Origin of the sequence: Enterobacter cloacae complex sp. IR5458, assembly GCF_049238025.1 — a bacterium.
Lineage (GTDB): Bacteria > Pseudomonadota > Gammaproteobacteria > Enterobacterales > Enterobacteriaceae > Enterobacter > Enterobacter kobei.
Genome location: NZ_JBMKIF010000040.1, coordinates 1 through 22,376 on the forward strand (window position 1 = coordinate 1; position 22,376 = coordinate 22,376).

Here is a 22,376-nt window from a genome sequence, read left to right on the forward strand (position 1 = left end):
GAATGAAGATTCCGACGTTACTAACTGAGTGTTGTATCTAATCGTGGGGGCAGGTCAGCGCTACTCCTCTTCATTTCCCCCCTCTTCATACGCGCCATACGGCTTCGCAGGGAGAACGATGTAAGTTCCTTCAAAAACCGCGCCCGGGGTTTCATCGCCAAACAGCTCAACCTGCATCTGTACACGCGCTTTGCGGCCACGCGCCAGACGATCAAGGTCGCCGCCCAGTGCGCCAAGGTCAGCCACCGCGCTCGGTTTGCCGCTGATTGGCGCGCTGTAACGAATATGGGCATCGGCCAGAATGATGGTGCCGCCAAGATGGCGCTCGCGCAGCATCAGCCAGATCAGCCCCCAGCCGGTGAGAGTTGCCAGAGAAAACAGGCTGCCAGCAAACAGGGTGTGGTGAGGGTTCTGGTTGCCGATTTCCGGCATGGTGGTAATGAATTTTTGCCCGGTGTACTGCTGGATGCGCACGCCCATCTTTTCACTCAGAGGGATATGTTCATACCAGGCTTGCTGTAACTGACCGCACCAGTCTGCGCGATGCAGAATGTCGTCCAGAGTGGCAATGGGTTTGATCATCAAAAAATGACGAATCGGCGTGGTTTGCGGGGCGGTGATTTCCCCCTGATTCACAAAACCGAGTTTGGCAAAAAACTCCACGGCATCTTCGCGGGCGCTACAGGTGACGCGCTTAACGCCTTCCTGGCGGGCGACGGACTCCAGGGTCATTGCCATTAGCGTCCCCAGCCCTTTGTCCTGTACGGAAGGGTGAACCGCCATAAAGCGAATAGATGCTTCGTTATCGGCATTGATATACAGACGCCCGACGGCGACGAGATTGCCCTCCTCGTCCATCACCATCTGGTGATGGGCCATTGCGTCCCAGGCGTCGCGCTCAGAGCCTTTCGGTTGATGTAATGGCTTGCGCAGCATTTCCCAGCGGAACTGGTAATAGGCTTCTAACTCTTCTTCCGTTTGCGGTACTCGAAGGTGATACATAGCTGTACTCTCTCTTGTTACCCGCGGCCACGCCGCCAGTTGGCTCATACCTGGAGCCAGAATGTGACGGGGCCATCGTTCACCAGCGATACCTGCATATCTGCAGCGAATCGTCCGGTTTGCGTATGCATTTCCTGCTGGCGACAACGCTCAACAAAGTATTCGTAAAGTGCTTCTGCACGATCCGGCGCGGCGCCTTTCGAGAAACTCGGGCGCATGCCGCGCTCGGTATCCGCTGCCAGCGTAAACTGAGACACCACCAGGACGCTGCCGCCCGCCTGCTGGACGTTCAGGTTCATCTTGCCTTCCGCATCGCTGAAAATGCGGTAACCCAGCACCCGCTCGCATAAGCGGTTAGCTTTTTGTTCGTCATCATCCTTTTCGACACCTAACAACACCAAAAGTCCTGGGCCAATTTCACCCGTCACCTCTCCCTCCACGGTGACGCTGGCACGGGTTACGCGCTGTATCAATGCAATCATGGTTGGTCTGCTTCTTGTTGTTTTTCAGCTGCTGCTACTTTTTTAAGTTCGCGGTATACGCCGAGAGTGACAGTTATTTCGGCACCAAGCAAGACGATACACCAGGTCCAGTAGACCCAGACAAACAAAATGGGGATCACCGCCAGCACGCCGTAAATCAGCTGATAGGACGGAAACATGGTGATGTAGAGAGCGAACCCTTTTTTACCCAGCTCAAAAAGCACGGCCGCCACCAGCGCCCCCACTACCGCATCGCGGTTTGGTACGCGCGTGGTCGGTACGACGCTATAGAGCAGCCAGAACGAGAGCCATGACAGGATCAGCGGAAAGATGCGAAGCACATTATCAATAACGCCGTTTAAATCACTCGCCCAGCGCAATGACAGAAGGTAAGAGCTGATGGCAAGGCTCGCCCCGGCCAGCAGCGGGCCGAGCGTGAGGATCATCCAGTACACGGCAAAAGAGTAGACTTTTGGCCGCGCTTTTTTACTCCGCCAGATTGTGTTCAGTGCACTATCAATGGCATACATCAGCAGCAGCGCAGTGACAATCAGCCCGCACGCCCCCACCGCCGTCATCTTGTTGGAGTTGGCAACGAACTGCTCGATGTAGTTCTGGATAACATCCCCGGTGGCAGGAATGAAATTCGCAAACACGAAATGGCGAAGCTGCAGGCTGACGTCCGCAAACATCGGAAAGGCGGAAAATAGCGCAAAGATCACCGCCACCAGCGGCACTAATGAGAGCAACGACACGTACGCGAGGTTTCCCGCCAGCGTGGTCATGTTGTCCTCATCAATGCGGTGCCAGAGCAGTTTTAGCCAGGCTCTCAGCGGGCGCGTATGATGCGTGGCTTTTTGATGAACGGTTTTTAACATAACTGCTTCGCAAAGTAGTTGGGTATCGTCTCTTTTCCGGTCACCAGAATTGACGTGATACCTAACTGGTTAGCTCCCTCTATATTATCGGCATTGTCGTCGAAAAAGACGGCATCGGCGGCAGTGAAACCTTCTGCCTGCAAAACGGCCTGATATATCCGCGCTTCGGGCTTGCGCATACCCATCTCCTGCGAGAGATAGATTTTATCTGCCGCTGCCTTAACTTCAGGGTATTCTTCAGGCCAGAACGTGGTGTGCAGGCGGTTAGTATTCGACAGGACAACCACTCGGTGCCCCTGCTCGCGCAGTTTGTGCATGATGTCGATCACTTCCGGACGGATCGCGACAAATACCGCCTGCCAGCCGTGCGAAAACTGCTCATAGCTTAACGACAGCCCCATATCCTGGCAGAAACGCTCTGCGAATTCTTCGTCACTCATTTCACCGCGTTCATGCTGATGAAAGGTTTCGCCCATCGCGAAATTCTGCTTTAACGTCGCCAGCGGAACACGGCTAAAGTCGCTCCATGCGCCCAGCACGCGATTAAAATCGATATCGACGATTACATTTCCTAAATCAAAGATATAAAGCATGTTTATCTCCTGCTCGCCGTGGAAAAATAACTGTAGCGGGAAAGAGAAGGTTTGGCTATGTGCGAGATCCAGCTTAAAGAAAGGAATGGCCCGAAGAGAGATATCGGGCCATAAAAAGGTCAGCCAGCCTGCTGTTCTTCTCCTGAACTGACTTCAACTACTTCCACTTTGCTGGATATGAGGAGATTTTGCAGCGCCGAGCCGGGAAGCTCATCCGTGAATAGCGCCGTGGCCTGCGCCACGTTGCCAATTTCTACGGCGGCGGAAGCGCTGTACTTCGTATGATCGGCTGCCAGTAAAATATGGCGCGAGTGAGCCATCATGGTTTTCACCACGCTGGCTTCATTGACGTCAAACTCCATCATCGCACCGTCGTGCTCAATCGCCCCTACGCTGGTCACGAGATAGTCCGCCCGGAAGCCGGATACAAACGCCGTCGCCGCCGGGCCGATAATGCCGCCGTTATGCGGGCGCAGCGTGCCGCCGGGGACCATCACTTCAAAGCGCGGGTTTTTATAGAGAATGTGCGCCACCCGCAGGCTGTTGGTGATAATACGCAAATGGTTGTGATTGAGCAGCGCCCGGGCAACATGCTCCACCGTCGTCCCGATGGTGATAAAGATGGTCGAGCCATCGGGAATGTAGTCCGCAATCGCCTCGGCAATCGCCCGCTTCTCTTCGGTGAGCGAAACTTCACGCTGCTCGAATGCCGTGTTCACCACGCTGGACGCCCTGCCCGCACCGCCATGATGACGCGTTATGAGTCCCTGCTCGCTGAGCTTACGGATATCCCGTCGTACCGTTTGTGTGGACACATCCAGCAGCTGCGCCAGTTCATCAATATTCATATAGCCGCGATCGGCAATCAGCGTCAGCAGCTGATCGTGACGCGGGTTGCCGGTCAGTTCGGTAAGACTCATGGGCTGTCCTCTGAAAACCATCACGCCCCGCATTTTATACAAAAAGTGACAAAAAAGAGCGGGTTTGATCACAGTCGGGTATACCCGCACGCCCGCCGGGCCTGGTGCATTTCAGGGCGGCGACGGCGCTGGCAAAACGCACGGCGTCAGCGGCGGACGCTTGCTGCGCCAGACTGACCGCCAGCGCACCGTGGAAAACGTCGCCCGCCCCCGTGGTATCAACCACCTCGACCTCAAAGCCAGGCTGATGACATAACCTGCCGCTTTCCAGCCAGAAGCAACCGTCTCGCCCCTGCGTAACGTACACATGTCCATTTGTGAGTATTTGTGCTTTTTTCAGCGCGTCTTCAGCTTCATCCAGCTGCGTTAAACGCCGCAGTCCCGGCGCGGAGAAGGCGGCATGATCGCTTAGGGCGATCAGTTCCGCGATGTCCTGCGGAGTGACATCCGCATCAAGTAAGGTGGGTACGCCCTGCTGGCGAGCACGGATAAACGCCTGTTTTGCCCCGTCATGCCAGCGCACGTCTGCTAATACGATATCCCATTGTGAGAAGTCGACGTCTTGCAGCCAGTCAGCCTCAGCGGGAAGATCGGGGCTGGGGTAGTTCGCAATCACGCGCTCCCCGCTGGCGTCCACCAGCACTGCGGATTGTGACGATCGGGCCCCTTTAAACACGCGCGTGTAGCGGGTATTCACCCCCAGGGATTCCAGCTCCGCGAGCAGGCGTCTTCCGGTCTCGTCGTCACCCACGCGGCCAATAAAGTCCACCTCAGCCCCCAGTTTCGCTGCCGCCACCGCCGCAGTTGCCGCCGGGCCACCGCCCACTTCCGTATAATCTTTTGCGACATATTTCCCACCTTCCCTTGGTAAATCATCGAGATACCAGATGCGATCCAGCACGGTAATGCCGACACAAACGATGCGAGTCATGGTGATTCCTTGTGCGATTTCTGATGCTGCCATTTTAATTTCATCAAATGTTTAAAAAGTGACCCCTGTCAATTTTTTGACTATAAATTACAAATACGATCAAAAACAGACAACACAAACGCGCAAAAATTGACACGATGTGACAGGAGAAAGGCATGTCAGCAATCGCATTTATCGGTTTAGGGCAGATGGGCGCGCCAATGGCGAAGAATCTGCTGAAACAAGGTCACCGGCTTCAGGTCTTTGATGTGAACCCGCAGGCCGTTCAGACGCTGGTGGAGAGCGGCGCACAGGCAGTGGCGACGCCAGCGCAGGCCGCTGCGGATGCCGAATTCGTCATTACCATGCTGCCCAACGGCGACCTGGTGCGCAGCGTACTGTTCGGCGAGCACGGCGTTTGCGAAGGGTTATCCCACGACGCGCTGGTGATCGATATGTCCACCATTCATCCACTGCAAACTGACGCGCTGATCCGTGACATGGCGGAGCGCGGCTTCAGCCTGATGGACGTCCCCGTCGGACGAACGTCTGACCATGCCATCGCCGGTACGTTACTTCTGCTGGCAGGCGGCACGGCGCAGCAGGTTGAGCGCGCCACGCCGGTATTAATGGCGATGGGCAATGAGCTGATCAACGCTGGCGGGCCGGGCATGGGCATCCGCGTGAAGCTTATCAATAACTACATGAGCATCGCCCTGAACGCGCTTTCAGCAGAGGCGGCCGTACTGTGCGAAGCGCTCGGCCTCTCCTTCGACGTGGCGCTCAAGGTCATGAGCGGCACGCCGGCAGGCAAAGGCCACTTCACAACCTCATGGCCGAACAAGGTGCTGAAAGGGGATCTTTCACCCGCCTTCATGATCGACCTTGCGCATAAAGATCTGGGGATCGCCCTGGACGTGGCCAACCAGCTCCACGTTCCCATGCCGCTCGGCGCGGCTTCCCGTGAAGTTTACAACCAGGCTCGCGCCGCCGGGCGCGGGCGCGAAGACTGGACGGCCATTCTTGAACAGGTTCGCGCATCTGCCGGGCTGAAAAAATCACACTGATACGAAAAGGACTGAGGAATGACGATGTACACCCTGAAAGATATCACCCGACCTTCCGGCGGTTTTGCCATGCTGGCCGTGGACCAGCGCGAAGCGATGCGCCTGATGTTTGCTGCGGCAGGCGCGCCGGTGCCGGTAACCGACCAGCACCTCACGGATTTTAAGGTTAACGCGGCCAAAATCCTGTCGCCGTATGCCTCCGCTATTCTGGTTGACCAGCAGTTCTGCTATCGCCAGATCGTCGAGCAGCAGGCCGTCGCCAAAAGCTGCGCGATGATTGTGGCAGCGGACGAGTTTATACCGGGCAACGGTATTCCGGTCGATAGCGTGGTGATCGACAAGAACATCGACGCGCAGGCAGTAAAACGCGATGGCGGCAAGGCGCTGAAGCTGCTGGTGCTGTGGCGCAGCGATGAAGATCCGCAGCAACGTCTGGAGATGGTGAAGGCGTTCAATACGCTGTGCCATAGCAACGGACTGCTTAGCATTATCGAACCGGTGGTGCGTCCGCCGCGTCGCGGTGCCGCGTTCAACCGCGAGCAGGCGATTATCGACGCCGCCAGAGAGCTGGGCGATAGCGGTGCCGACCTCTACAAAGTGGAGATGCCGCTGTTCGGTAAAGGTACGCAGCAGGAACTGCTGGCCGCCTCGCAAAAGCTGAACGCGGAAATCAATATGCCGTGGGTGATCCTCTCTTCCGGCGTGGATGACAAGCTCTTCCCGCGCGCGGTGCAGGTTGCCATGCAGGCGGGGGCTTCAGGCTTTTTAGCCGGTCGCGCCGTGTGGTCCTCCGTGGTGGGGCTGCCGGATACTGAAATGATGCTGCGCGATGTCTCTGTGCCAAAACTGCAGCGTTTGGGTGAGATCGTCGACGAAATGATGGCTCGCCGCTAAGAAAGGACCCGAACATGAAATGGTTTAACACCCTGAGCCATAACCGCTGGCTCGAACAAGAGACCGACCGTATTTTCGATTTCGGTAAAAACGCCGCCGTGCCGACCGGCTTTGGCTGGCTGGGCAATAACGGCCAGGTGCGAAGCGATATGGGCACGCATCTGTGGATCACCGCCCGCATGCTTCACGTGTATGCGGTGGCCGCCAATATGGGGCGTCCCGGGGCGTATGCCCTGGTTGAGCACGGTATTAATGCCCTCAACGGCCCGCTGCGCGACAAACAGCACGGCGGCTGGTACGCCTGTGTGAACGATGAAGGCGTGATCGACGCCTCCAAGCAGGGCTATCAGCATTTCTTCGTGCTGCTGGGCGCGGCGAGCGCCGTGACCACCGGCCATCCGCAGGCGCGCAAACTGCTGGACGATGCGATTGAGGTGATCGAGCGCTATTTCTGGAGCGAGGAAGAACAAATGTGCCTCGAATCCTGGGACGAGGCCTTTAGCAAAACCGAGGATTATCGCGGCGGCAACGCCAACATGCATGCCGTTGAAGCGTTCCTGATCGTCTATGACGTCACGCACGACCGCAAGTGGCTCGACCGCGCCCTGCGTATCGCCTCGGTGATTATTCACGACGTGGCGCGCAAAGGTGAGTACCGCGTTAATGAGCATTTCGACACCGACTGGAACCCGATCCGCGATTACAACATCGACAATCCTGCCCACCGTTTCCGCGCCTACGGCGGCACGCCGGGCCACTGGATCGAGTGGGGCCGTCTGATGTTGCACCTGCGCGCCGCGCTGGAAGCCCGTTTTGAAACCCCGCCGGAGTGGCTGCTGGAAGATGCGAAAGGACTGTTCCATGCCACCATCCGCGACGCCTGGGCACCGGACGGGGCCGATGGTTTCGTCTACTCCGTAGGCTGGGATGGTAAGCCTATTGTCCGTGAACGCGTGCGCTGGCCTATCGTCGAGGCGATGGGCACGGCTTACGCACTCTACACCGTAACCGGCGAAGCACAGTACGAAGCCTGGTATCAGAAGTGGTGGGATTACTGCATTAAGTACCTGATGGATTACGAGAACGGTTCCTGGTGGCAGGAGCTGGATACCCATAACGAAGTGACAACCAAAGTCTGGGACGGCAAGCAGGATATTTACCATCTGCTGCACTGCCTGGTGATCCCACGTTTGCCGCTGGCACCGGGCTTAGCCCCGGCAACGGCCGCCGGTTTGCTGGACTGCCTGGCCAAATAATAAAAGACGGAGTTTTTATGCGTACCCTACACAATATTGACCTGAAAAATAACGAAAGGGGTTTCACCCTGCACTGGGAAAACCGCCTGATTTTGTCCCATACCGCGGATGCGCCCTGCCTGTGGATCGGTGCAGGCGTCGCCGATATTGAGATGTTTCGCGGCAATTTCAGCATCAAGGACAAACTGAACGAAAAGATCGCGCTGACGGACGCAACCGTCACGCAGCAAAGCGCGGGCTGGGCGATCCGCTTTACCCGTGGCGATGCGGTCAGCGCGACGCTGCTGGTGGGCGTGGATGGCGAAGGCCGCCTGGAGATGAAGCTTAAAAACGATGCCACCCGCCATAACCGCATCTGGCTGCGGCTGGCGGCTCAGCCAGAAGATCACATTTACGGCTGCGGCGAGCAGTTCTCTTATTTCGATCTGCGCGGCAAGCCGTTCCCGCTGTGGACCAGCGAACAGGGTGTGGGCCGTAACAAGCAAACCTACGTGACCTGGCAGGCCGACTGCAAAGAGAACGCAGGCGGCGATTACTACTGGACCTTCTTCCCACAGCCTACCTTCGTGAACACCCAGAAGTACTACTGCCACGTGGACAACAGCTGCTACATGAATTTTGACTTCAGCGCGCCGGACTTCCACGAACTGGCGTTCTGGGAAGATACCGCCACGTTGCGCTTCGACTGTGCGGAAACCTACGTCGGCCTGCTGGAAAAACTCACCGGACTGCTGGGGCGTCAGCCTGAACTGCCGGACTGGGTTTACGACGGCGTGACGCTGGGTATTCAGGGCGGCACCGAGGTCTGTCAGCAGAAGCTCGACGTCATGCGCAAAGGGGGCGTGAAGGTGAACGGTATCTGGGCGCAGGACTGGTCCGGCATTCGCATGACCTCCTTCGGCAAACGCGTGATGTGGAACTGGAAGTGGAACAGCGAGCTGTACCCACAGCTTGACGAGCGTATTCCACAATGGAAACAGGAAGGCGTGCAGTTCCTCTCCTACATCAACCCGTACGTCGCCAGCGATAAAGATCTCTGCGAAGAAGCAGCGAAACGCGGCTATCTGACTAAAAATGCCGACGGCAAGGACTACCACGTCGAGTTTGGCGAGTTCTATGCGGGCGTCATCGACCTGACCAATCCTGAAGCCTACGACTGGTACAAAGAGGTCATCAAAAAGAACCTGATCGAACTGGGTTGCGGCGGCTGGATGGCCGATTTCGGGGAATATCTGCCGACTGACACGTTCCTGCACAACGGCGTTAGCGCAGAGATCATGCACAACGCGTGGCCAGCCCTGTGGGCCAAATGTAACTACGAGGCGCTGGAGGAGACCGGCAAACTTGGCGAGATCCTGTTCTTTATGCGCGCAGGCTACACCGGCAGCCAGAAGCACTCGGTGATGATGTGGGCGGGAGATCAGAACGTCGACTGGAGCCTGGACGACGGTCTGGCATCCGTGGTGCCTGCGGCGCTGTCTCTGGCGATGACCGGGCACGGCCTGCACCACAGCGACATCGGCGGCTATACCACCCTGTTCGAGATGAAGCGCAGTAAAGAGTTGCTGCTGCGCTGGTGCGATTTTAACGCCTTCACGCCGATGATGCGCACCCACGAAGGTAACCGTCCTGGCGATAACTGGCAGTTCGACGGCGATGCGGAAACCATCGCGCACTTCGCGCGCATGACCACCGTTTTCACCACCCTGAAGCCGTATATCAAAGCCGCCGTCGCGCAGAACGCGAAAAGCGGCCTGCCGGTGATGCGCCCGCTGTTCCTGCACTACGAGGACGACGCACGCGCCTACACGCTGAAATACCAGTATCTGTTTGGCCGCGATCTGCTGGTGGCGCCCGTTCACGAAGAGGGGCGCACGGACTGGACGCTCTATCTGCCGCAGGACAACTGGGTGAATGCGTGGACCGGGGAATGCTGCCAGGGCGGTGACGTGACCGTTGATGCCCCACTCGGCAAGCCACCGGTCTTCTATCGCCAGCACAGTGAATGGGCAGATCTGTTTAGCACCTTACGTCATATCTGATAAGGCTCGCCCGCAGGGAAACCTGCGGGCAGACGGAGAACAATAATGAGTCAACATACTTCTGATCCGGCAACCCTGCGCCTGCCGTTTAAAGAGAAACTCGCCTACGGGATGGGCGATCTCGGCTCTAACATCCTGCTGGATATCGGCACGCTGTATCTGCTGAAGTTTTACACCGACGTGCTGGGGCTGCCGGGCACCTACGGCGGGATCATCTTCCTGATTGCGAAGTTCTTTACCGCCTTCACCGATATGGGCACCGGGATCATGCTCGACTCCCGGCGCAAGATTGGCCCGAAAGGGAAATTCCGCCCGTTCGTGCTGTACGCCGCCTTCCCGGTGACGCTGCTGGCGATTGCCAACTTCGTGGGCACGCCGTTTGAGGTGACCGGTAAAACGGTGATGGCAACCGTGCTGTTTATGCTGTACGGCCTGTTCTTCAGCATGATGAACTGTTCTTACGGCGCGATGGTGCCCGCCGTTACCAAAAACCCGGACGAGCGCGCCTCGCTGGCCGCATGGCGTCAGGGCGGTGCCACGCTCGGCCTGCTGCTCTGTACCGTGGGCTTTGTCCCGGTGATGAACCTGATTGAGGGCAACGATCAGCTAGGCTATATCTTTGCCGCCACCCTCTTCTCGCTGTTCGGGCTGTTCTTTATGTGGTGGTGCTATAAGGGCGTGACCGAGCGTTACGTCGAGATGCAGCCTGCCAATCCGGCGCAAAAGCCGGGGCTGTTACAGTCTTTTCGCGCCATCGCCGGGAACCGTCCGCTGTTTATCCTGTGCATTGCTAACCTGTGCACGCTGGGTGCCTTTAACGTCAAGCTCGCCATCCAGGTCTACTACACGCAGTACGTGCTGAACGACCCGATTCTGCTGTCGTATATGGGTTTCTTCAGCATGGGCTGTATTTTTATCGGCGTCTTTATGATGCCCGGCGCGGTGCGGCGCTTCGGTAAGAAAAAGGTCTACATCAGCGGGCTGATGATTTGGGTGGCGGGCGATCTGCTCAACTACTTCTTCGGCGGCGGCTCGGTGAGCTTTGTGGCGTTCTCCTGCCTCGCGTTCTTCGGTTCCGCGTTTGTGAACAGCCTGAACTGGGCGCTGGTCTCCGACACCGTGGAGTACGGCGAGTGGCGCACCGGCGTGCGCTCCGAGGGAACGGTCTATACCGGCTTTACCTTCTTCCGCAAGGTATCTCAGGCGCTGGCGGGCTTCTTCCCGGGGATCATGCTCACGCAGATCGGCTATGTGCCCAACGTAGTGCAATCCACCGGTACGGTTGAAGGGCTGCGGCAGCTGATATTTATCTATCCAAGCCTGCTGGCGGTCATCACCATCGTGGCGATGGGCTGCTTCTACAACCTCAACGAGAAGATGTATGTGCGCATCGTCGAAGAGATCGAACTGCGCAAGCGTACGGCATAAATGACGTGATAGAGCGCCCTGCGGGGCGCTCTGAGGATCGACCATGAGAGATAATACTGATCCGTTAACCCTGAAATTGAGCCTGCGTGAGAAGTGCGCCTACGGGATGGGCGATTTTGGCTCGAACCTGATGCTGTGTATTGGCACGCTGTATTTGCTGAAGTTTTACACCGATGAACTGGGCATGCCCGCGTTCTATGGCGGCATTATTTTCCTGGTGGCGAAATTCTTCACCGCGTTTACCGACATGCTGACCGGCGTGCTGCTGGACTCCCGGCGGAATATCGGTAAGAAGGGAAAATTCCGGCCGTTCATTCTCTACGCCTCCGTCCCGGTGGCGCTGGTCGCGACGGCGCAGTTTATGGCCAACGACTTTAGCCTGACGGTGAAAACGGCGCTCGCCACGGTGCTCTTTATGCTGTTTGGCCTGTGCTACAGCCTGATGAATTGCTCCTACGGCGCGATGGTTCCGGCCATAACCAAAAACCCGAACGAGCGTGCGCAGCTGGCCGCCTGGCGTCAGGGCGGCGCGACGGTGGGGCTGTTGCTCTGCACCGTGGGCTTTATGCCCATTCAGGCACTGTTCGTCCACCAGCCCTCACTCGGTTATCTGGTGGCCGCGCTGGTGTTTGTGACGGGAGGCCTGTTCTGCATGTGGTGGTGCTACAGCGGTGTGAAAGAGCGCTACGTGGAGCTCACGCCCGATCACCATAAGCCCGGCATCCTGAAATCGTTCTGCGCGATTTTCCGCAACCCGCCGCTGCTGGTGCTGTGCATCGCCAACCTGTGTACCCTCGCCGCGTTTAACATCAAGCTGGCGATTCAGGTCTATTACACCCAGTACGTGCTGAACGATCTTCATCTGCTATCGTGGATGGGTTTTTTCAGCATGGGCTGCATTCTGATTGGCGTGTTTCTGGTGCCCGGCGCGGTGAAGCGCTTTGGCAAGAAGCCGGTGTATCTGGGTGGGCTGGCACTGTGGGCAGTGGGTGACGTGCTGAACTTCTTCTGGGGGACCAGCTCCCTGCTGTTTGTGCTGTTTTCCTGCATGGCCTTCTTCGGCACGGCGTTTGTGAACAGCCTGAACTGGGCGCTGGTGCCGGATACCGTCGACTATGGCGAATGGAAAACCGGCATCCGCGCCGAAGGGTCGGTTTACACCGGTTATACCTTCTCGCGCAAAATATCCGCCGCCCTCGCTGGCTTCCTGCCCGGCATCATGCTGACCCAGATTGGCTACGTTCCCCATGCCGTTCAAAGCGCGGGCACGCTGCTGGGATTGCGTCAGCTTATTTTCCTCTGGCCATGCGGTCTGGCAATCGTCGCCGCTGTGACCATGGGGCTGTTTTATAAACTCAACGAAGCGCGCTTCGCCTTTATTATCGAGGAGATTGGAAAACGGAAAAAACAATCAGCGAATACCCCTGAGATAACCACCAACAATAAAGCGTCAGCAGTCACTTTATAACAATAAATCCGGCCAATATGTCCTTCCTGTTAATCAGGAGGGAGGCCTTTCTGTACCTGATACATGGACAAATTATGAAAAGAATCATCACTGTACTGATCGTGTCGTCTGTGTCCTGCCCGGTATTTGCCGGGGCCTATGTCGAAACCCGCGAAGCTTACAATACGGCCTCTGAACTGCACGAGGTGATCCTGCGTGCGGGATATAACTTTGATATGGGCGCAGGGCTGATGTTCACCAATGCCTGTAACGTGGGGAAATGGGATGAGCTGAAGCACAGCTATAACGAAATAGAGGGATGGTATCCGCTCTTTAAACCCACCGACAAACTCACCTTCCAGCCCGGCGGATTGATTAATGACAGCAGCGCCGGTTCGGGTGGTGCCGTCTATCTGGACACCAACTATAAATTCATCGACTGGTTTAACCTGACCTTCCGCTATCGCTATAACCATAACAATTACGATACGCCGGACTATAACGGTCAGATGGATAAGAACGACACGCACGAGTTTGCCAACTACTGGAATTTCAAAGTAACGGATGCGTTTTTCTACACGTTTGAACCGCACTTTTTCCAGCGGGTGAATGATTATCACAGCAAAAATGGCAAAGACCATCACTGGGAAATCACCAATAAATTCAGCTATAAGATCGACAGAAACTGGCTGCCGTACCTCGAACTTCAGTGGCTGGACAGATGGAATGATTACAACCGCGAGCAGTACCGAATTCGCCTGGGGTTACGGTACTCGTTCTAACAAAAAAGCCGCTGATTTCTCAGCGGCTTTTTTACTACGGATTGACCGTATTAGTCTTCTTTCGCACCGCGCATAGCACGTTTACGATCGTTCTCGGTCAGGTGACGTTTACGGATACGAATTGACTGTGGAGTCACTTCGACCAGTTCGTCATCATCGATGAATTCCAGAGCCTGCTCCAGAGTCATCTTGATCGGTGGAACCAGAACCGTTGCTTCGTCAGTACCGGACGCACGCATGTTGGTCAGTTTCTTACCGGTCAGGCAGTTTACGGTCAGGTCGTTAGAACGACTGTGAATACCGATGATCTGGCCTTCGTAAACTTCTGCACCGTGACCCAGGAACAGCTTACCGCGATCCTGCAGACCGAACAGCGCGAACGCAACCGCTTTACCCTGACCGTTGGAGATCAGCACGCCGTTGTTACGCTGGCCCACTTCGCCCGGACGCACGTCGTCGTAGTGGCTGAAGGTGGAGTACAGCAGACCGGTACCGGAGGTCATGGTCATGAACTCAGAACGGAAGCCGATCAGGCCACGGCTTGGGATCACGTAGTCGAGACGTACGCGGCCTTTGCCATCTGGATTCATGTTTTTCAGGTCGCCTTTACGCTCGCCCAGTGCCTGCATAACAGAACCCTGGTGCTGCTCTTCAACGTCCAGCGTTACGTTCTCAAACGGCTCTTGTTTACGGCCGTCGATTTCGCGGAAGATAACTTTCGGACGGGAAACCGCCATCTCGAAACCTTCACGACGCATGTTTTCGATCAGGACTGACAGGTGCAGCTCACCACGACCCGAAACGCGGAATGCATCAGCGTCTTCAGTTTCTTCAACGCGCAGCGCAACGTTGTGCACCAGCTCTTTGTTCAGGCGGTCAAGGATCTGACGAGAGGTAACGAATTTACCTTCTTTACCACAGAACGGAGAGGTGTTGACGTTGAAGAACATGGATACGGTTGGTTCATCAACGGACAGAGCAGGCAGCGCTTCGACGTTCTGCGGATCGCAGATGGTGTCGGAGATGTTCAGCTCGCCCAGACCGGTGATCGCGATGATGTCACCCGCTTCCGCGATGTCGCTCTCGATACGCTCAAGACCCAGGTGAGTCAGAACTTTACCGACTTTACCGTTACGGGTTTTGCCTTCGCTATCGATAATAGTGACCTGCTGGTTAGGCTTCACTTTACCGCGCTTGATACGACCAATGCCGATGACGCCAACATAGTTGTTGTAGTCGAGCTGGGAGATCTGCATCTGCAGGGTGCCGTCCAGGTCAACGTTTGGCGCAGGAACACGGTCAACAATCGCCTGATACAGCGGGGTCATGTCTTCAGCCATGTCTTCATGGTCCAGACCAGCGATACCGTTCAGCGCAGACGCGTAAACGATAGGGAAGTCCAGCTGCTCGTCGGTCGCGTCGAGGTTAACGAACAGGTCGAAGACCTGGTCAACAACCCAGTCAGGACGCGCGCCAGGACGGTCAACTTTGTTGATAACAACGATTGGCTTCAGACCATGGGCGAAAGCTTTTTTGGTCACGAAGCGCGTCTGTGGCATTGGGCCATCCATTGCGTCAACGACCAGCAGAACGGAGTCTACCATGGACATTACACGTTCAACTTCACCACCGAAGTCGGCGTGCCCTGGGGTATCAACGATGTTGATACGGTAGTCATTCCATTTAATCGCGGTGTTTTTCGCGAGGATGGTAATCCCACGCTCTTTCTCCAAATCGTTGGAGTCCATCACGCGTTCTTGGGTTTCGGCACGCGCATCAAACGTACCGGATTGCTGCAGCAGCTTGTCAACCAGGGTAGTTTTACCATGGTCTACGTGCGCGATGATGGCGATGTTACGCAAATTTTCGATCACAACTTTGCCTCAGGCATTTAGAAATAGCGCGTTATTGTACACGGATTAATCGCACTACAAAACAGGATCACAAACATCCCCCGCAAACAAGTATTGCAGAGATGCTTTGTGATCGCTTTCACGGAGCGGTAAAAGGGCACTTTAACGTAAATTGCACCAATATGGTGCTCAATGTTCACATTGAAGCACTATACTGGTGCAACAAATCCATTGTGGTGCAGCCCTTTTGCACTATGGTGCGCATGATAACGCCTTTTTGGGGTGTTTTAAAAGTTGGCACAGATTTCGCTTTATAAAAATACATGGCACACGGCCAGTACAAACAGAAATTGAAGACCTCGTTACCACGACGACAATGACCAATCTGGAGAGTTAAGTATGTCCGCTGAACACGTTTTGACGATGCTGAACGAACATGAAGTGAAGTTTGTTGATCTGCGCTTCACTGATACCAAAGGTAAAGAACAGCACGTCACAATCCCTGCTCATCAGGTGAACGCCGAATTCTTTGAAGAAGGCAAAATGTTTGACGGCTCCTCCATTGGTGGCTGGAAAGGCATTAACGAATCCGACATGGTTCTGATGCCAGATGCGACCACCGCGGTCATTGATCCGTTCTTCGAAGAACCAACCCTGATCATCCGTTGCGACATCCTCGAGCCAGGCACGCTGCAGGGCTACGACCGCGACCCACGTTCTATCGCTAAACGCGCTGAAGAGTACCTGCGTTCTACCGGCATCGCGGACACCGTGCTGTTCGGGCCAGAGCCAGAGTTCTTCCTGTTCGATGACATCCGTTTCGGTGCCTCTATTTCTGGCTCCCACGTAGCAATCGACGACATCGAAGGTGCATGGAACTCCTCCACCAAATACGAAGGTGGTAACAAAGGTCACCGTCCAGGCGTGAAAGGCGGTTACTTCCCGGTTCCACCGGTCGACTCTGCACAGGACATCCGTTCCACCATGTGTCTGGTGATGGAAGAAATGGGCCTGGTGGTTGAAGCTCACCACCACGAAGTCGCGACTGCGGGTCAGAACGAAGTGGCTACCCGCTTCAACACCATGACCAAAAAAGCGGACGAAATTCAGATCTACAAATACGTTGTGCATAACGTTGCGCACCGTTTCGGTAAAACCGCGACCTTCATGCCAAAACCGATGTTTGGCGATAACGGTTCCGGTATGCACTGCCACATGTCTCTGTCCAAGAACGGCACCAACCTGTTCTCTGGCGACAAATATGCTGGTCTGTCTGAGCAGGCGCTGTACTACATTGGCGGCGTTATCAAACACGCTAAAGCGATCAACGCCCTGGCGAACCCAACCACGAACTCCTACAAGCGTCTGGTCCCGGGCTACGAAGCACCAGTCATGCTGGCTTACTCTGCGCGTAACCGTTCTGCTTCTATCCGTATCCCGGTGGTGGCGTCTCCTAAAGCGCGTCGTATCGAAGTTCGCTTCCCGGACCCAGCGGCTAACCCATACCTGTGCTTCGCAGCACTGCTGATGGCCGGTCTGGACGGTATCAAGAACAAGATCCACCCAGGCGAAGCGATGGACAAAAACCTGTACGACCTGCCGCCAGAAGAAGCGAAAGAGATCCCACAGGTTGCTGGCTCTCTGGAAGAAGCCCTGCAGGCGCTGGACGCAGACCGTGAGTTCCTGACGGCGGGCGGCGTGTTCACTGACGACGCTATCGATGCTTACATCGCCCTGCGTACCGAAGAGAACGACCGCGTGCGCATGACGCCACACCCGGTTGAGTTCGAGCTGTACTACAGCGTTTAATTAAGTTGTTTTACCCGGCGTGACAAGCGCCGGGAGTAGTTGCCGTGGAAACTTTTAGCCCATCTCCGGATGGGCTTTTTTCTCCACCAACAACCTGATCTCACGCGCTTTTTACGCCGAAAAAGCTATACTGCACTAAAACAGTGCAACGACTCCAGGAGACTGCTGAATGGCAACTGGCACGCTGCCCGATGCTGGGCAGATCCTCAATTCTTTAATTAACAGTATCTTGCTGGTCGACGACGAGCTGGCCGTTCATTACGCCAACCCGGCGGCGCAGCAGCTGCTGGCCCAAAGCGCGCGGAAACTGTTTGGTACCCCGCTTCCGGAACTCCTGAGCTATTTTTCGCTGAATATTGGCCTGATGCACGAAAGTTTGCAGGCCGGCCAGGGGTTTACCGATAACGAAGTGACGCTGGTGATCGACGGGCGCTCGCATATTCTGTCGCTGACTGCGCAACGACTTCCAGAAGGGATGATCCTGCTTGAAATGGCGCCGATGGATAATCAGCGTCGCCTGAGCCAGGAGCAGCTCCAGCATGCGCAGCAAATTGCCGCCCGTGACCTGGTGCGTGGTCTGGCGCATGAAATCAAAAACCCGCTGGGTGGGTTACGCGGTGCGGCGCAGCTTCTGACCAAGGCGTTACCCGATCCTGCGCTGGCGGAGTACACCAACGTCATCATTGAGCAGGCGGACCGTCTGCGTAATCTGGTTGACCGTCTTCTGGGGCCGCAACAGCCGGGAATGCATGTTACGGAAAGCATTCATAAGGTGGCTGAACGCGTCGTGAAACTCGTCTCGATGGAACTGCCGGAGAACGTCACGCTGGTGCGTGATTACGACCCCAGCCTGCCGGAACTGGCGCATGACCCGGATCAAATTGAGCAGGTCCTGTTGAATATTGTCCGCAATGCCCTGCAGGCGCTGGGACCGGAAGGGGGCGAGATTATTTTACGTACCCGTACCGCCTTCCAGCTCACCTTACACGGCGTGCGCTATCGGCTGGCGGCGCGCATCGACGTCGAGGATAACGGGCCCGGTATTCCCTCCCATCTTCAGGACACTCTGTTTTATCCGATGGTCAGCGGTCGCGAAGGCGGGACCGGCCTGGGCTTATCTATCGCCCGCAGCTTGATCGATCAGCACTCCGGAAAAATTGAATTTACCAGTTGGCCGGGACATACCGAGTTTTCGGTTTTCCTGCCGATTAAAAAATAAAGGTGACGTTTATGCAACGAGGGATAGTCTGGGTAGTCGATGACGATAGCTCCATCCGTTGGGTGCTTGAACGCGCGCTCACAGGGGCAGGATTAAGCTGCACGACGTTTGAGAGCGGCAGCGACGTGCTCGATGCACTCACCACCAAAACGCCAGACGTTCTGCTTTCGGATATTCGCATGCCGGGCATGGACGGGCTGGCGCTTTTAAAGCAGATTAAACAACGCCACCCTATGCTTCCGGTCATCATAATGACGGCACACTCCGATCTGGATGCCGCTGTGAGTGCCTATCAGCAAGGGGCGTTCGATTATCTGCCCAAACCGTTTGATATCGATGAGGCGGTGGCACTGGTTGAGCGTGCGATTAGCCATTACCAGGAGCAGCAACAGCCGCGCCACGCGCCCGATTTTGGGCCTACCACCGACATCATCGGCGAAGCGCCAGCGATGCAGGATGTGTTTCGCATTATTGGCCGTCTGTCGCGTTCATCCATCAGCGTGCTGATCAACGGTGAGTCGGGAACCGGTAAAGAGCTTGTGGCGCATGCCTTGCATCGCCACAGCCCGCGAGCAAAAGCGCCGTTTATCGCCCTGAATATGGCCGCGATCCCAAAAGATTTGATTGAGTCCGAGCTGTTCGGCCACGAGAAGGGGGCGTTTACCGGCGCGAATACCATTCGCCAGGGGCGCTTCGAACAGGCTGATGGCGGGACGCTTTTCCTGGACGAGATCGGCGATATGCCGCTGGATGTTCAGACCCGCCTGTTGCGCGTGCTGGCCGACGGGCAGTTTTATCGCGTGGGCGGCTACGCGCCGGTGAAGGTGGACGTGCGCATTATCGCCGCGACGCACCAGAACCTGGAGCAACGCGTACAGGAAGGCAAATTCCGTGAGGATTTATTCCATCGCCTGAACGTGATTCGCGTTCATCTGCCGCCGCTGCGTGAGCGCCGGGAAGATATTCCCCGCCTGGCGCGACATTTCCTGCAGGTGGCCGCCCGCGAGCTGGGGGTGGAAGCCAAGCAGCTTCACCCGGAAACCGATGCCGCCCTGACGCGTCTGGCGTGGCCTGGCAACGTGCGTCAGCTGGAGAATACCTGTCGCTGGTTAACCGTGATGGCTGCCGGGCAGGAAGTGTTGATTCAGGATTTACCGGCCGAACTGTTTGAAGCGACCGCGCCTGAGAGCAGTACCGGTCACGCGTTGCCGGACAGCTGGGCGACGCTGCTGGCACAATGGGCCGACCGCGCGCTGCGTTCCGGTCATCAAAACTTGTTGTCTGAAGCCCAGCCAGAGATGGAACGTACGTTGTTGACCACCGCGCTTCGTCATACGCAAGGCCATAAGCAGGAAGCCGCCCGCCTGTTGGGATGGGGGCGTAATACCCTGACGCGCAAGCTTAAAGAGCTGGGAATGGAGTAATCTTACCCGAAGTGTAAAGGTTATTAATTGAGCGCAAATTGCCGTTATTTTGCGCTTTACTGTTCTGATGAGTTTTGTATGATCGTGCCCGGAAATTGAGGGTGTCGATCATGCTGGAAACTTTGGTAAATATGCTCTCTAGCGGAGCCGTTGAAAGCCACACGCCACAAACCGCCGTTGCGGCTGTTTTGTGTGCGGCGCTGGTGGGGCTGTTTAGCTAGCGAGTTGGCGATAAAAAGCCGGGTGGCGCTTCGCTTACCCGGCCTACATTTAGTGCTTTTGCTACTTAAATTACCCGCGAGAACTGCTGCATGCGCGCCTTCTGGCGCAGATACGCGTCAAAGCACATACAGATGTTACGAATCAACAGACGCCCCTTCGGCGTGACCTCAACGGCACTCTCCGACACCTCCACCAGCCCATCTTTCGCCAGCGGTGCCAGAAGCTTCAGATCTTCCGCGAAGTAATCCCTGAAGTGCAGATCCCAGTGCGCCTCAACATCGCTGAATTCGAGACGGAAGTTGCAGATAAGCGCCTTGATCACATCGCGACGGATACAGTCATCACGGGTTAACGCAATGCCGCGCCACAGGGCGTTGCCGGTTTCATCCACCTGCTGATAATACAGCTTCAGCTCTTTCTGGTTCTGCGCGTAGCAGTCGCCCATCATGCTTATCGCGGAGACGCCCAGACCGAGCAGATCGGTATCACCCTGCGTGGTGTATCCCTGGAAGTTGCGGTGCAGCACCCCTTCTCGCTGGGCGATCGCCAGTTCGTCATCCGGACGAGCAAAGTGATCCATACCGATAAACTGATAGCCGGTCTCGGTCAGCGAAGTAATGGTTTCCTGCAGGATATCCAGTTTCTGCTGAGCAGAAGGGAGATCCGCATCTTTGATTTTACGCTGGGCGGCAAACAACGTCGGCAGGTGCGCATAGTTAAAGACGCTCAGGCGGTCCGGGTTAAGCTCGGCCACACGCTTCAGCGTGAAGGCGAAGCTCTCTGGCGTCTGTTTTGGCAGGCCGTAAATCAGGTCAATATTGGTCGACGTAAAGCCGATTTCACGCGCATGATTGAGCAAGGCAAAGATAAACTCTTCGTCCTGCTCGCGGTTCACCAGACGCTGGACCTCTTTGTTGAAATCCTGCACGCCCATGCTCATACGATTGAAGCCTTCCGTGCGTAAGTGATCCAGGACATCCAGCTCAATTTCACGCGGGTCAACCTCGATCGAGATTTCAGCATCGTCGTTAAAATTAAAGTGGCTGCGTAAAAGCGTCATCAAACGCGTGATTTGCGCTTTATTCAGGTAGGTTGGCGTGCCGCCGCCCCAATGAAGCTGGCTGACGTGACGCCCTTTAAACAGCGGTGCGCGGTGAAGAATTTCCTGTTCGAGCGCATCGAGATACTGATCGGCTTTATGCTGCTGACGGGTAACGATTTTATTGCAGCCGCAGAAGTAGCAGAGCTTGTGGCAGAACGGAATATGGACGTAGAGCGACAGCGGGCGCTCAGGATAGCGCGCAACAGCCTGCTGAAAATCCGCCTCGCCGAAGGCATCGGAGAACTCCAGCGCAGTGGGGTATGACGTATAACGCGGCCCGGAATAGTTATATTTCTGGATTAGGGCCAAATCCCAGTCGATAGTTGGTGCTGACATGCTCACTCCTTCCGTTGGTGTCGCGTTCGTATACGGCGGCCCGTTCTGGCCCTGTTGCGGGCCATCATTCGGGTGCGCAGCCACTTCTGTCGCCGCGACAACCGCCGTAGTTTAACGAATAACCACACCAGATAACATATAACCGGAAGGGTTATAAGCAGGACTATCGTACCTGCCGGGTGCAAATGTTAGTTTCCACCCTTCAGAAGACGCATCATATCTTCCTGCTTTTCATCTTCTTCGTCGTCGTCTTCGTCGTCATAAGACAGGCCCAGCTTCTGCATCAGCTCATCAATGCGGTCCAGTTTGGCATCCACCCATGATTGCTCTTCAGCGGTCAGGGTTTCACCCTCTTCAAGACGTTCCAGCAGCGCGTCCAGGCGCTCATCGTTCTCCAGCAAATCCAGCTCAGCCTGCGGTGAAAGCATAGGTTTCTCGCTCTTTGGTTTGTGCTGCTTAGTGACCGGGGTGTCTGTCACGCCCAGTGGAATGGGAGTTTTACTGCCGATACGAGGATCTTTCTGCTGTTTGCCTTTTGCAGAAGCGCCCGCTGCACCACCGCCGTTCGCACGGCTTCCCGCAGCATGGCCACGATGTTTTTTATCGCGTTTGCGATCGCGCGCTTCCTGGTTCAGTTCTTCGCGCGTTTTGCGGCGTGCTTTCGCAGGGCGTTTAGCACCCGCTGCGGAGGTTGGTTTTTTCATGATGTT

The 22,376-nt window shown here is 56.0% G+C and carries 20 protein-coding genes; 11 read left to right on the top strand and 9 right to left on the bottom strand.

What is annotated here, in order from left to right:
• Positions 1-60 precede the first annotated feature (60 nt).
• The 6 genes from fabY to ACOTYN_RS22570 form a co-directional block, all read right to left on the bottom strand.
• Positions 61-1,002: a fatty acid biosynthesis protein FabY gene (gene fabY, locus ACOTYN_RS22545; protein ID WP_023331628.1), complete on the bottom strand. Its 942-nt coding sequence runs from the start codon at positions 1,000-1,002 to the stop codon at positions 61-63.
• Positions 1,003-1,046: 44 nt separating this feature from the next.
• Complete coding sequence (dtd, locus tag ACOTYN_RS22550) at positions 1,047-1,484, bottom strand: D-aminoacyl-tRNA deacylase (protein ID WP_014885747.1); 438 nt, start codon at positions 1,482-1,484, stop codon at positions 1,047-1,049.
• The gene (locus ACOTYN_RS22555) at positions 1,481-2,362 is read right to left on the bottom strand and encodes a virulence factor BrkB family protein (protein WP_047343713.1); all 882 of its coding nucleotides are present in this window, start codon (positions 2,360-2,362) and stop codon (positions 1,481-1,483) included. The genes dtd and ACOTYN_RS22555 overlap by 4 nt, the downstream gene beginning before the upstream one ends.
• Positions 2,356-2,955, bottom strand: a complete 600-nt coding sequence (gene yihX / locus ACOTYN_RS22560; protein WP_023331629.1) for a glucose-1-phosphatase — start codon at positions 2,953-2,955, stop codon at positions 2,356-2,358. The genes ACOTYN_RS22555 and yihX overlap by 7 nt, the downstream gene beginning before the upstream one ends.
• A 119-nt stretch (positions 2,956-3,074) precedes the next feature.
• Positions 3,075-3,875, bottom strand: a complete 801-nt coding sequence (locus ACOTYN_RS22565) for a DeoR/GlpR family DNA-binding transcription regulator (RefSeq protein WP_045281575.1) — start codon at positions 3,873-3,875, stop codon at positions 3,075-3,077.
• A 34-nt stretch (positions 3,876-3,909) separates the two neighbouring features.
• The gene (locus ACOTYN_RS22570) at positions 3,910-4,806 is read right to left on the bottom strand and encodes a sugar kinase (protein ID WP_071922766.1); all 897 of its coding nucleotides are present in this window, start codon (positions 4,804-4,806) and stop codon (positions 3,910-3,912) included.
• 155 nt (positions 4,807-4,961) lie between these two features.
• Here ACOTYN_RS22570 and yihU point away from each other — a divergent pair, with 155 nt between their 5' ends.
• The 7 genes from yihU (at position 4,962) to ompL (ending at position 13,701) form a co-directional block, all read left to right on the top strand.
• Positions 4,962-5,852, top strand: coding sequence for a sulfolactaldehyde 3-reductase (gene yihU / locus ACOTYN_RS22575; RefSeq protein ID WP_047361300.1), 891 nt, complete (start codon positions 4,962-4,964; stop codon positions 5,850-5,852).
• Between the two features lie 18 nt (positions 5,853-5,870).
• Positions 5,871-6,746: a sulfofructosephosphate aldolase gene (gene yihT / locus ACOTYN_RS22580; RefSeq protein WP_014885753.1), complete on the top strand. Its 876-nt coding sequence runs from the start codon at positions 5,871-5,873 to the stop codon at positions 6,744-6,746.
• 14 nt (positions 6,747-6,760) lie between these two features.
• A complete protein-coding gene (gene yihS, locus ACOTYN_RS22585) occupies positions 6,761-8,002 on the top strand; it encodes a sulfoquinovose isomerase (RefSeq protein ID WP_014885754.1) in 1,242 nt (413 codons plus the stop codon).
• Positions 8,003-8,019: 17 nt separating this feature from the next.
• A complete protein-coding gene (locus tag ACOTYN_RS22590; protein WP_332959138.1) occupies positions 8,020-10,044 on the top strand; it encodes an alpha-glucosidase in 2,025 nt (674 codons plus the stop codon).
• A gap of 45 nt (positions 10,045-10,089) precedes the next feature.
• Positions 10,090-11,472, top strand: a complete 1,383-nt coding sequence (locus tag ACOTYN_RS22595; RefSeq protein WP_071922765.1) for an MFS transporter — start codon at positions 10,090-10,092, stop codon at positions 11,470-11,472.
• 43 nt (positions 11,473-11,515) lie between these two features.
• On the top strand, positions 11,516-12,940 hold the full coding sequence (locus tag ACOTYN_RS22600) for an MFS transporter (protein ID WP_023331636.1): 1,425 nt from the start codon (positions 11,516-11,518) through the stop codon (positions 12,938-12,940).
• A 74-nt stretch (positions 12,941-13,014) separates the two neighbouring features.
• Entirely contained in the window at positions 13,015-13,701 is a 687-nt protein-coding gene (gene ompL, locus ACOTYN_RS22605) for a porin OmpL (RefSeq protein ID WP_071922764.1), read from the top strand.
• Between the two features lie 50 nt (positions 13,702-13,751).
• On the opposite strand, the gene typA is transcribed toward ompL, so the two are convergent.
• Positions 13,752-15,575: a ribosome-dependent GTPase TypA gene (typA, locus tag ACOTYN_RS22610; RefSeq protein WP_023331638.1), complete on the bottom strand. Its 1,824-nt coding sequence runs from the start codon at positions 15,573-15,575 to the stop codon at positions 13,752-13,754.
• A gap of 378 nt (positions 15,576-15,953) precedes the next feature.
• Between typA and glnA the strand changes: the two genes are divergently transcribed.
• From glnA to ACOTYN_RS22630, 4 genes are all read left to right on the top strand, one after another.
• Complete coding sequence (gene glnA / locus ACOTYN_RS22615; RefSeq protein WP_008501856.1) at positions 15,954-17,363, top strand: glutamate--ammonia ligase; 1,410 nt, start codon at positions 15,954-15,956, stop codon at positions 17,361-17,363.
• 169 nt (positions 17,364-17,532) lie between these two features.
• A complete protein-coding gene (gene glnL, locus ACOTYN_RS22620; protein ID WP_063862313.1) occupies positions 17,533-18,582 on the top strand; it encodes a nitrogen regulation protein NR(II) in 1,050 nt (349 codons plus the stop codon).
• An 11-nt stretch (positions 18,583-18,593) separates the two neighbouring features.
• A complete protein-coding gene (gene glnG / locus ACOTYN_RS22625) occupies positions 18,594-20,006 on the top strand; it encodes a nitrogen regulation protein NR(I) (protein ID WP_014885761.1) in 1,413 nt (470 codons plus the stop codon).
• A 110-nt stretch (positions 20,007-20,116) separates the two neighbouring features.
• Positions 20,117-20,227 (top strand): YshB family small membrane protein, encoded by a 111-nt coding sequence (locus ACOTYN_RS22630; protein WP_023331639.1) that lies wholly within the window; start codon positions 20,117-20,119, stop codon positions 20,225-20,227.
• A 65-nt stretch (positions 20,228-20,292) separates the two neighbouring features.
• Here ACOTYN_RS22630 and hemN read toward each other — a convergent pair whose 3' ends face one another.
• Together hemN and yihI are read right to left on the bottom strand one after the other, a co-directional pair.
• The gene (gene hemN / locus ACOTYN_RS22635) at positions 20,293-21,666 is read right to left on the bottom strand and encodes an oxygen-independent coproporphyrinogen III oxidase (protein ID WP_071922762.1); all 1,374 of its coding nucleotides are present in this window, start codon (positions 21,664-21,666) and stop codon (positions 20,293-20,295) included.
• Between the two features lie 188 nt (positions 21,667-21,854).
• A complete protein-coding gene (yihI, locus tag ACOTYN_RS22640) occupies positions 21,855-22,370 on the bottom strand; it encodes a Der GTPase-activating protein YihI (protein WP_071922760.1) in 516 nt (171 codons plus the stop codon).
• Positions 22,371-22,376 lie beyond the last annotated feature (6 nt).

What these genes read in the sequence shown, in the direction of transcription:
- ACOTYN_RS22590 (WP_332959138.1), top strand. Translation starts at nt 8,020, where the DNA reads ATGCGTACCCTACACAATATTGACCTGAAAAATAACGAAAGGGGTTTC.
- yihX (WP_023331629.1), bottom strand. Translation starts at nt 2,955, where the DNA reads ATGCTTTATATCTTTGATTTAGGAAATGTAATCGTCGATATCGATTTT.
- ompL (WP_071922764.1), top strand. Translation starts at nt 13,015, where the DNA reads ATGAAAAGAATCATCACTGTACTGATCGTGTCGTCTGTGTCCTGCCCG.
- dtd (WP_014885747.1), bottom strand. Translation starts at nt 1,484, where the DNA reads ATGATTGCATTGATACAGCGCGTAACCCGTGCCAGCGTCACCGTGGAG.
- yihI (WP_071922760.1), bottom strand. Translation starts at nt 22,370, where the DNA reads ATGAAAAAACCAACCTCCGCAGCGGGTGCTAAACGCCCTGCGAAAGCA.
- ACOTYN_RS22630 (WP_023331639.1), top strand. Translation starts at nt 20,117, where the DNA reads ATGCTGGAAACTTTGGTAAATATGCTCTCTAGCGGAGCCGTTGAAAGC.
- glnG (WP_014885761.1), top strand. Translation starts at nt 18,594, where the DNA reads ATGCAACGAGGGATAGTCTGGGTAGTCGATGACGATAGCTCCATCCGT.
- ACOTYN_RS22555 (WP_047343713.1), bottom strand. Translation starts at nt 2,362, where the DNA reads ATGTTAAAAACCGTTCATCAAAAAGCCACGCATCATACGCGCCCGCTG.
- ACOTYN_RS22570 (WP_071922766.1), bottom strand. Translation starts at nt 4,806, where the DNA reads ATGACTCGCATCGTTTGTGTCGGCATTACCGTGCTGGATCGCATCTGG.
- glnL (WP_063862313.1), top strand. Translation starts at nt 17,533, where the DNA reads ATGGCAACTGGCACGCTGCCCGATGCTGGGCAGATCCTCAATTCTTTA.
- yihS (WP_014885754.1), top strand. Translation starts at nt 6,761, where the DNA reads ATGAAATGGTTTAACACCCTGAGCCATAACCGCTGGCTCGAACAAGAG.
- ACOTYN_RS22600 (WP_023331636.1), top strand. Translation starts at nt 11,516, where the DNA reads ATGAGAGATAATACTGATCCGTTAACCCTGAAATTGAGCCTGCGTGAG.
- fabY (WP_023331628.1), bottom strand. Translation starts at nt 1,002, where the DNA reads ATGTATCACCTTCGAGTACCGCAAACGGAAGAAGAGTTAGAAGCCTAT.
- yihU (WP_047361300.1), top strand. Translation starts at nt 4,962, where the DNA reads ATGTCAGCAATCGCATTTATCGGTTTAGGGCAGATGGGCGCGCCAATG.
- yihT (WP_014885753.1), top strand. Translation starts at nt 5,871, where the DNA reads ATGACGATGTACACCCTGAAAGATATCACCCGACCTTCCGGCGGTTTT.
- hemN (WP_071922762.1), bottom strand. Translation starts at nt 21,666, where the DNA reads ATGTCAGCACCAACTATCGACTGGGATTTGGCCCTAATCCAGAAATAT.
- ACOTYN_RS22595 (WP_071922765.1), top strand. Translation starts at nt 10,090, where the DNA reads ATGAGTCAACATACTTCTGATCCGGCAACCCTGCGCCTGCCGTTTAAA.
- ACOTYN_RS22565 (WP_045281575.1), bottom strand. Translation starts at nt 3,875, where the DNA reads ATGAGTCTTACCGAACTGACCGGCAACCCGCGTCACGATCAGCTGCTG.
- glnA (WP_008501856.1), top strand. Translation starts at nt 15,954, where the DNA reads ATGTCCGCTGAACACGTTTTGACGATGCTGAACGAACATGAAGTGAAG.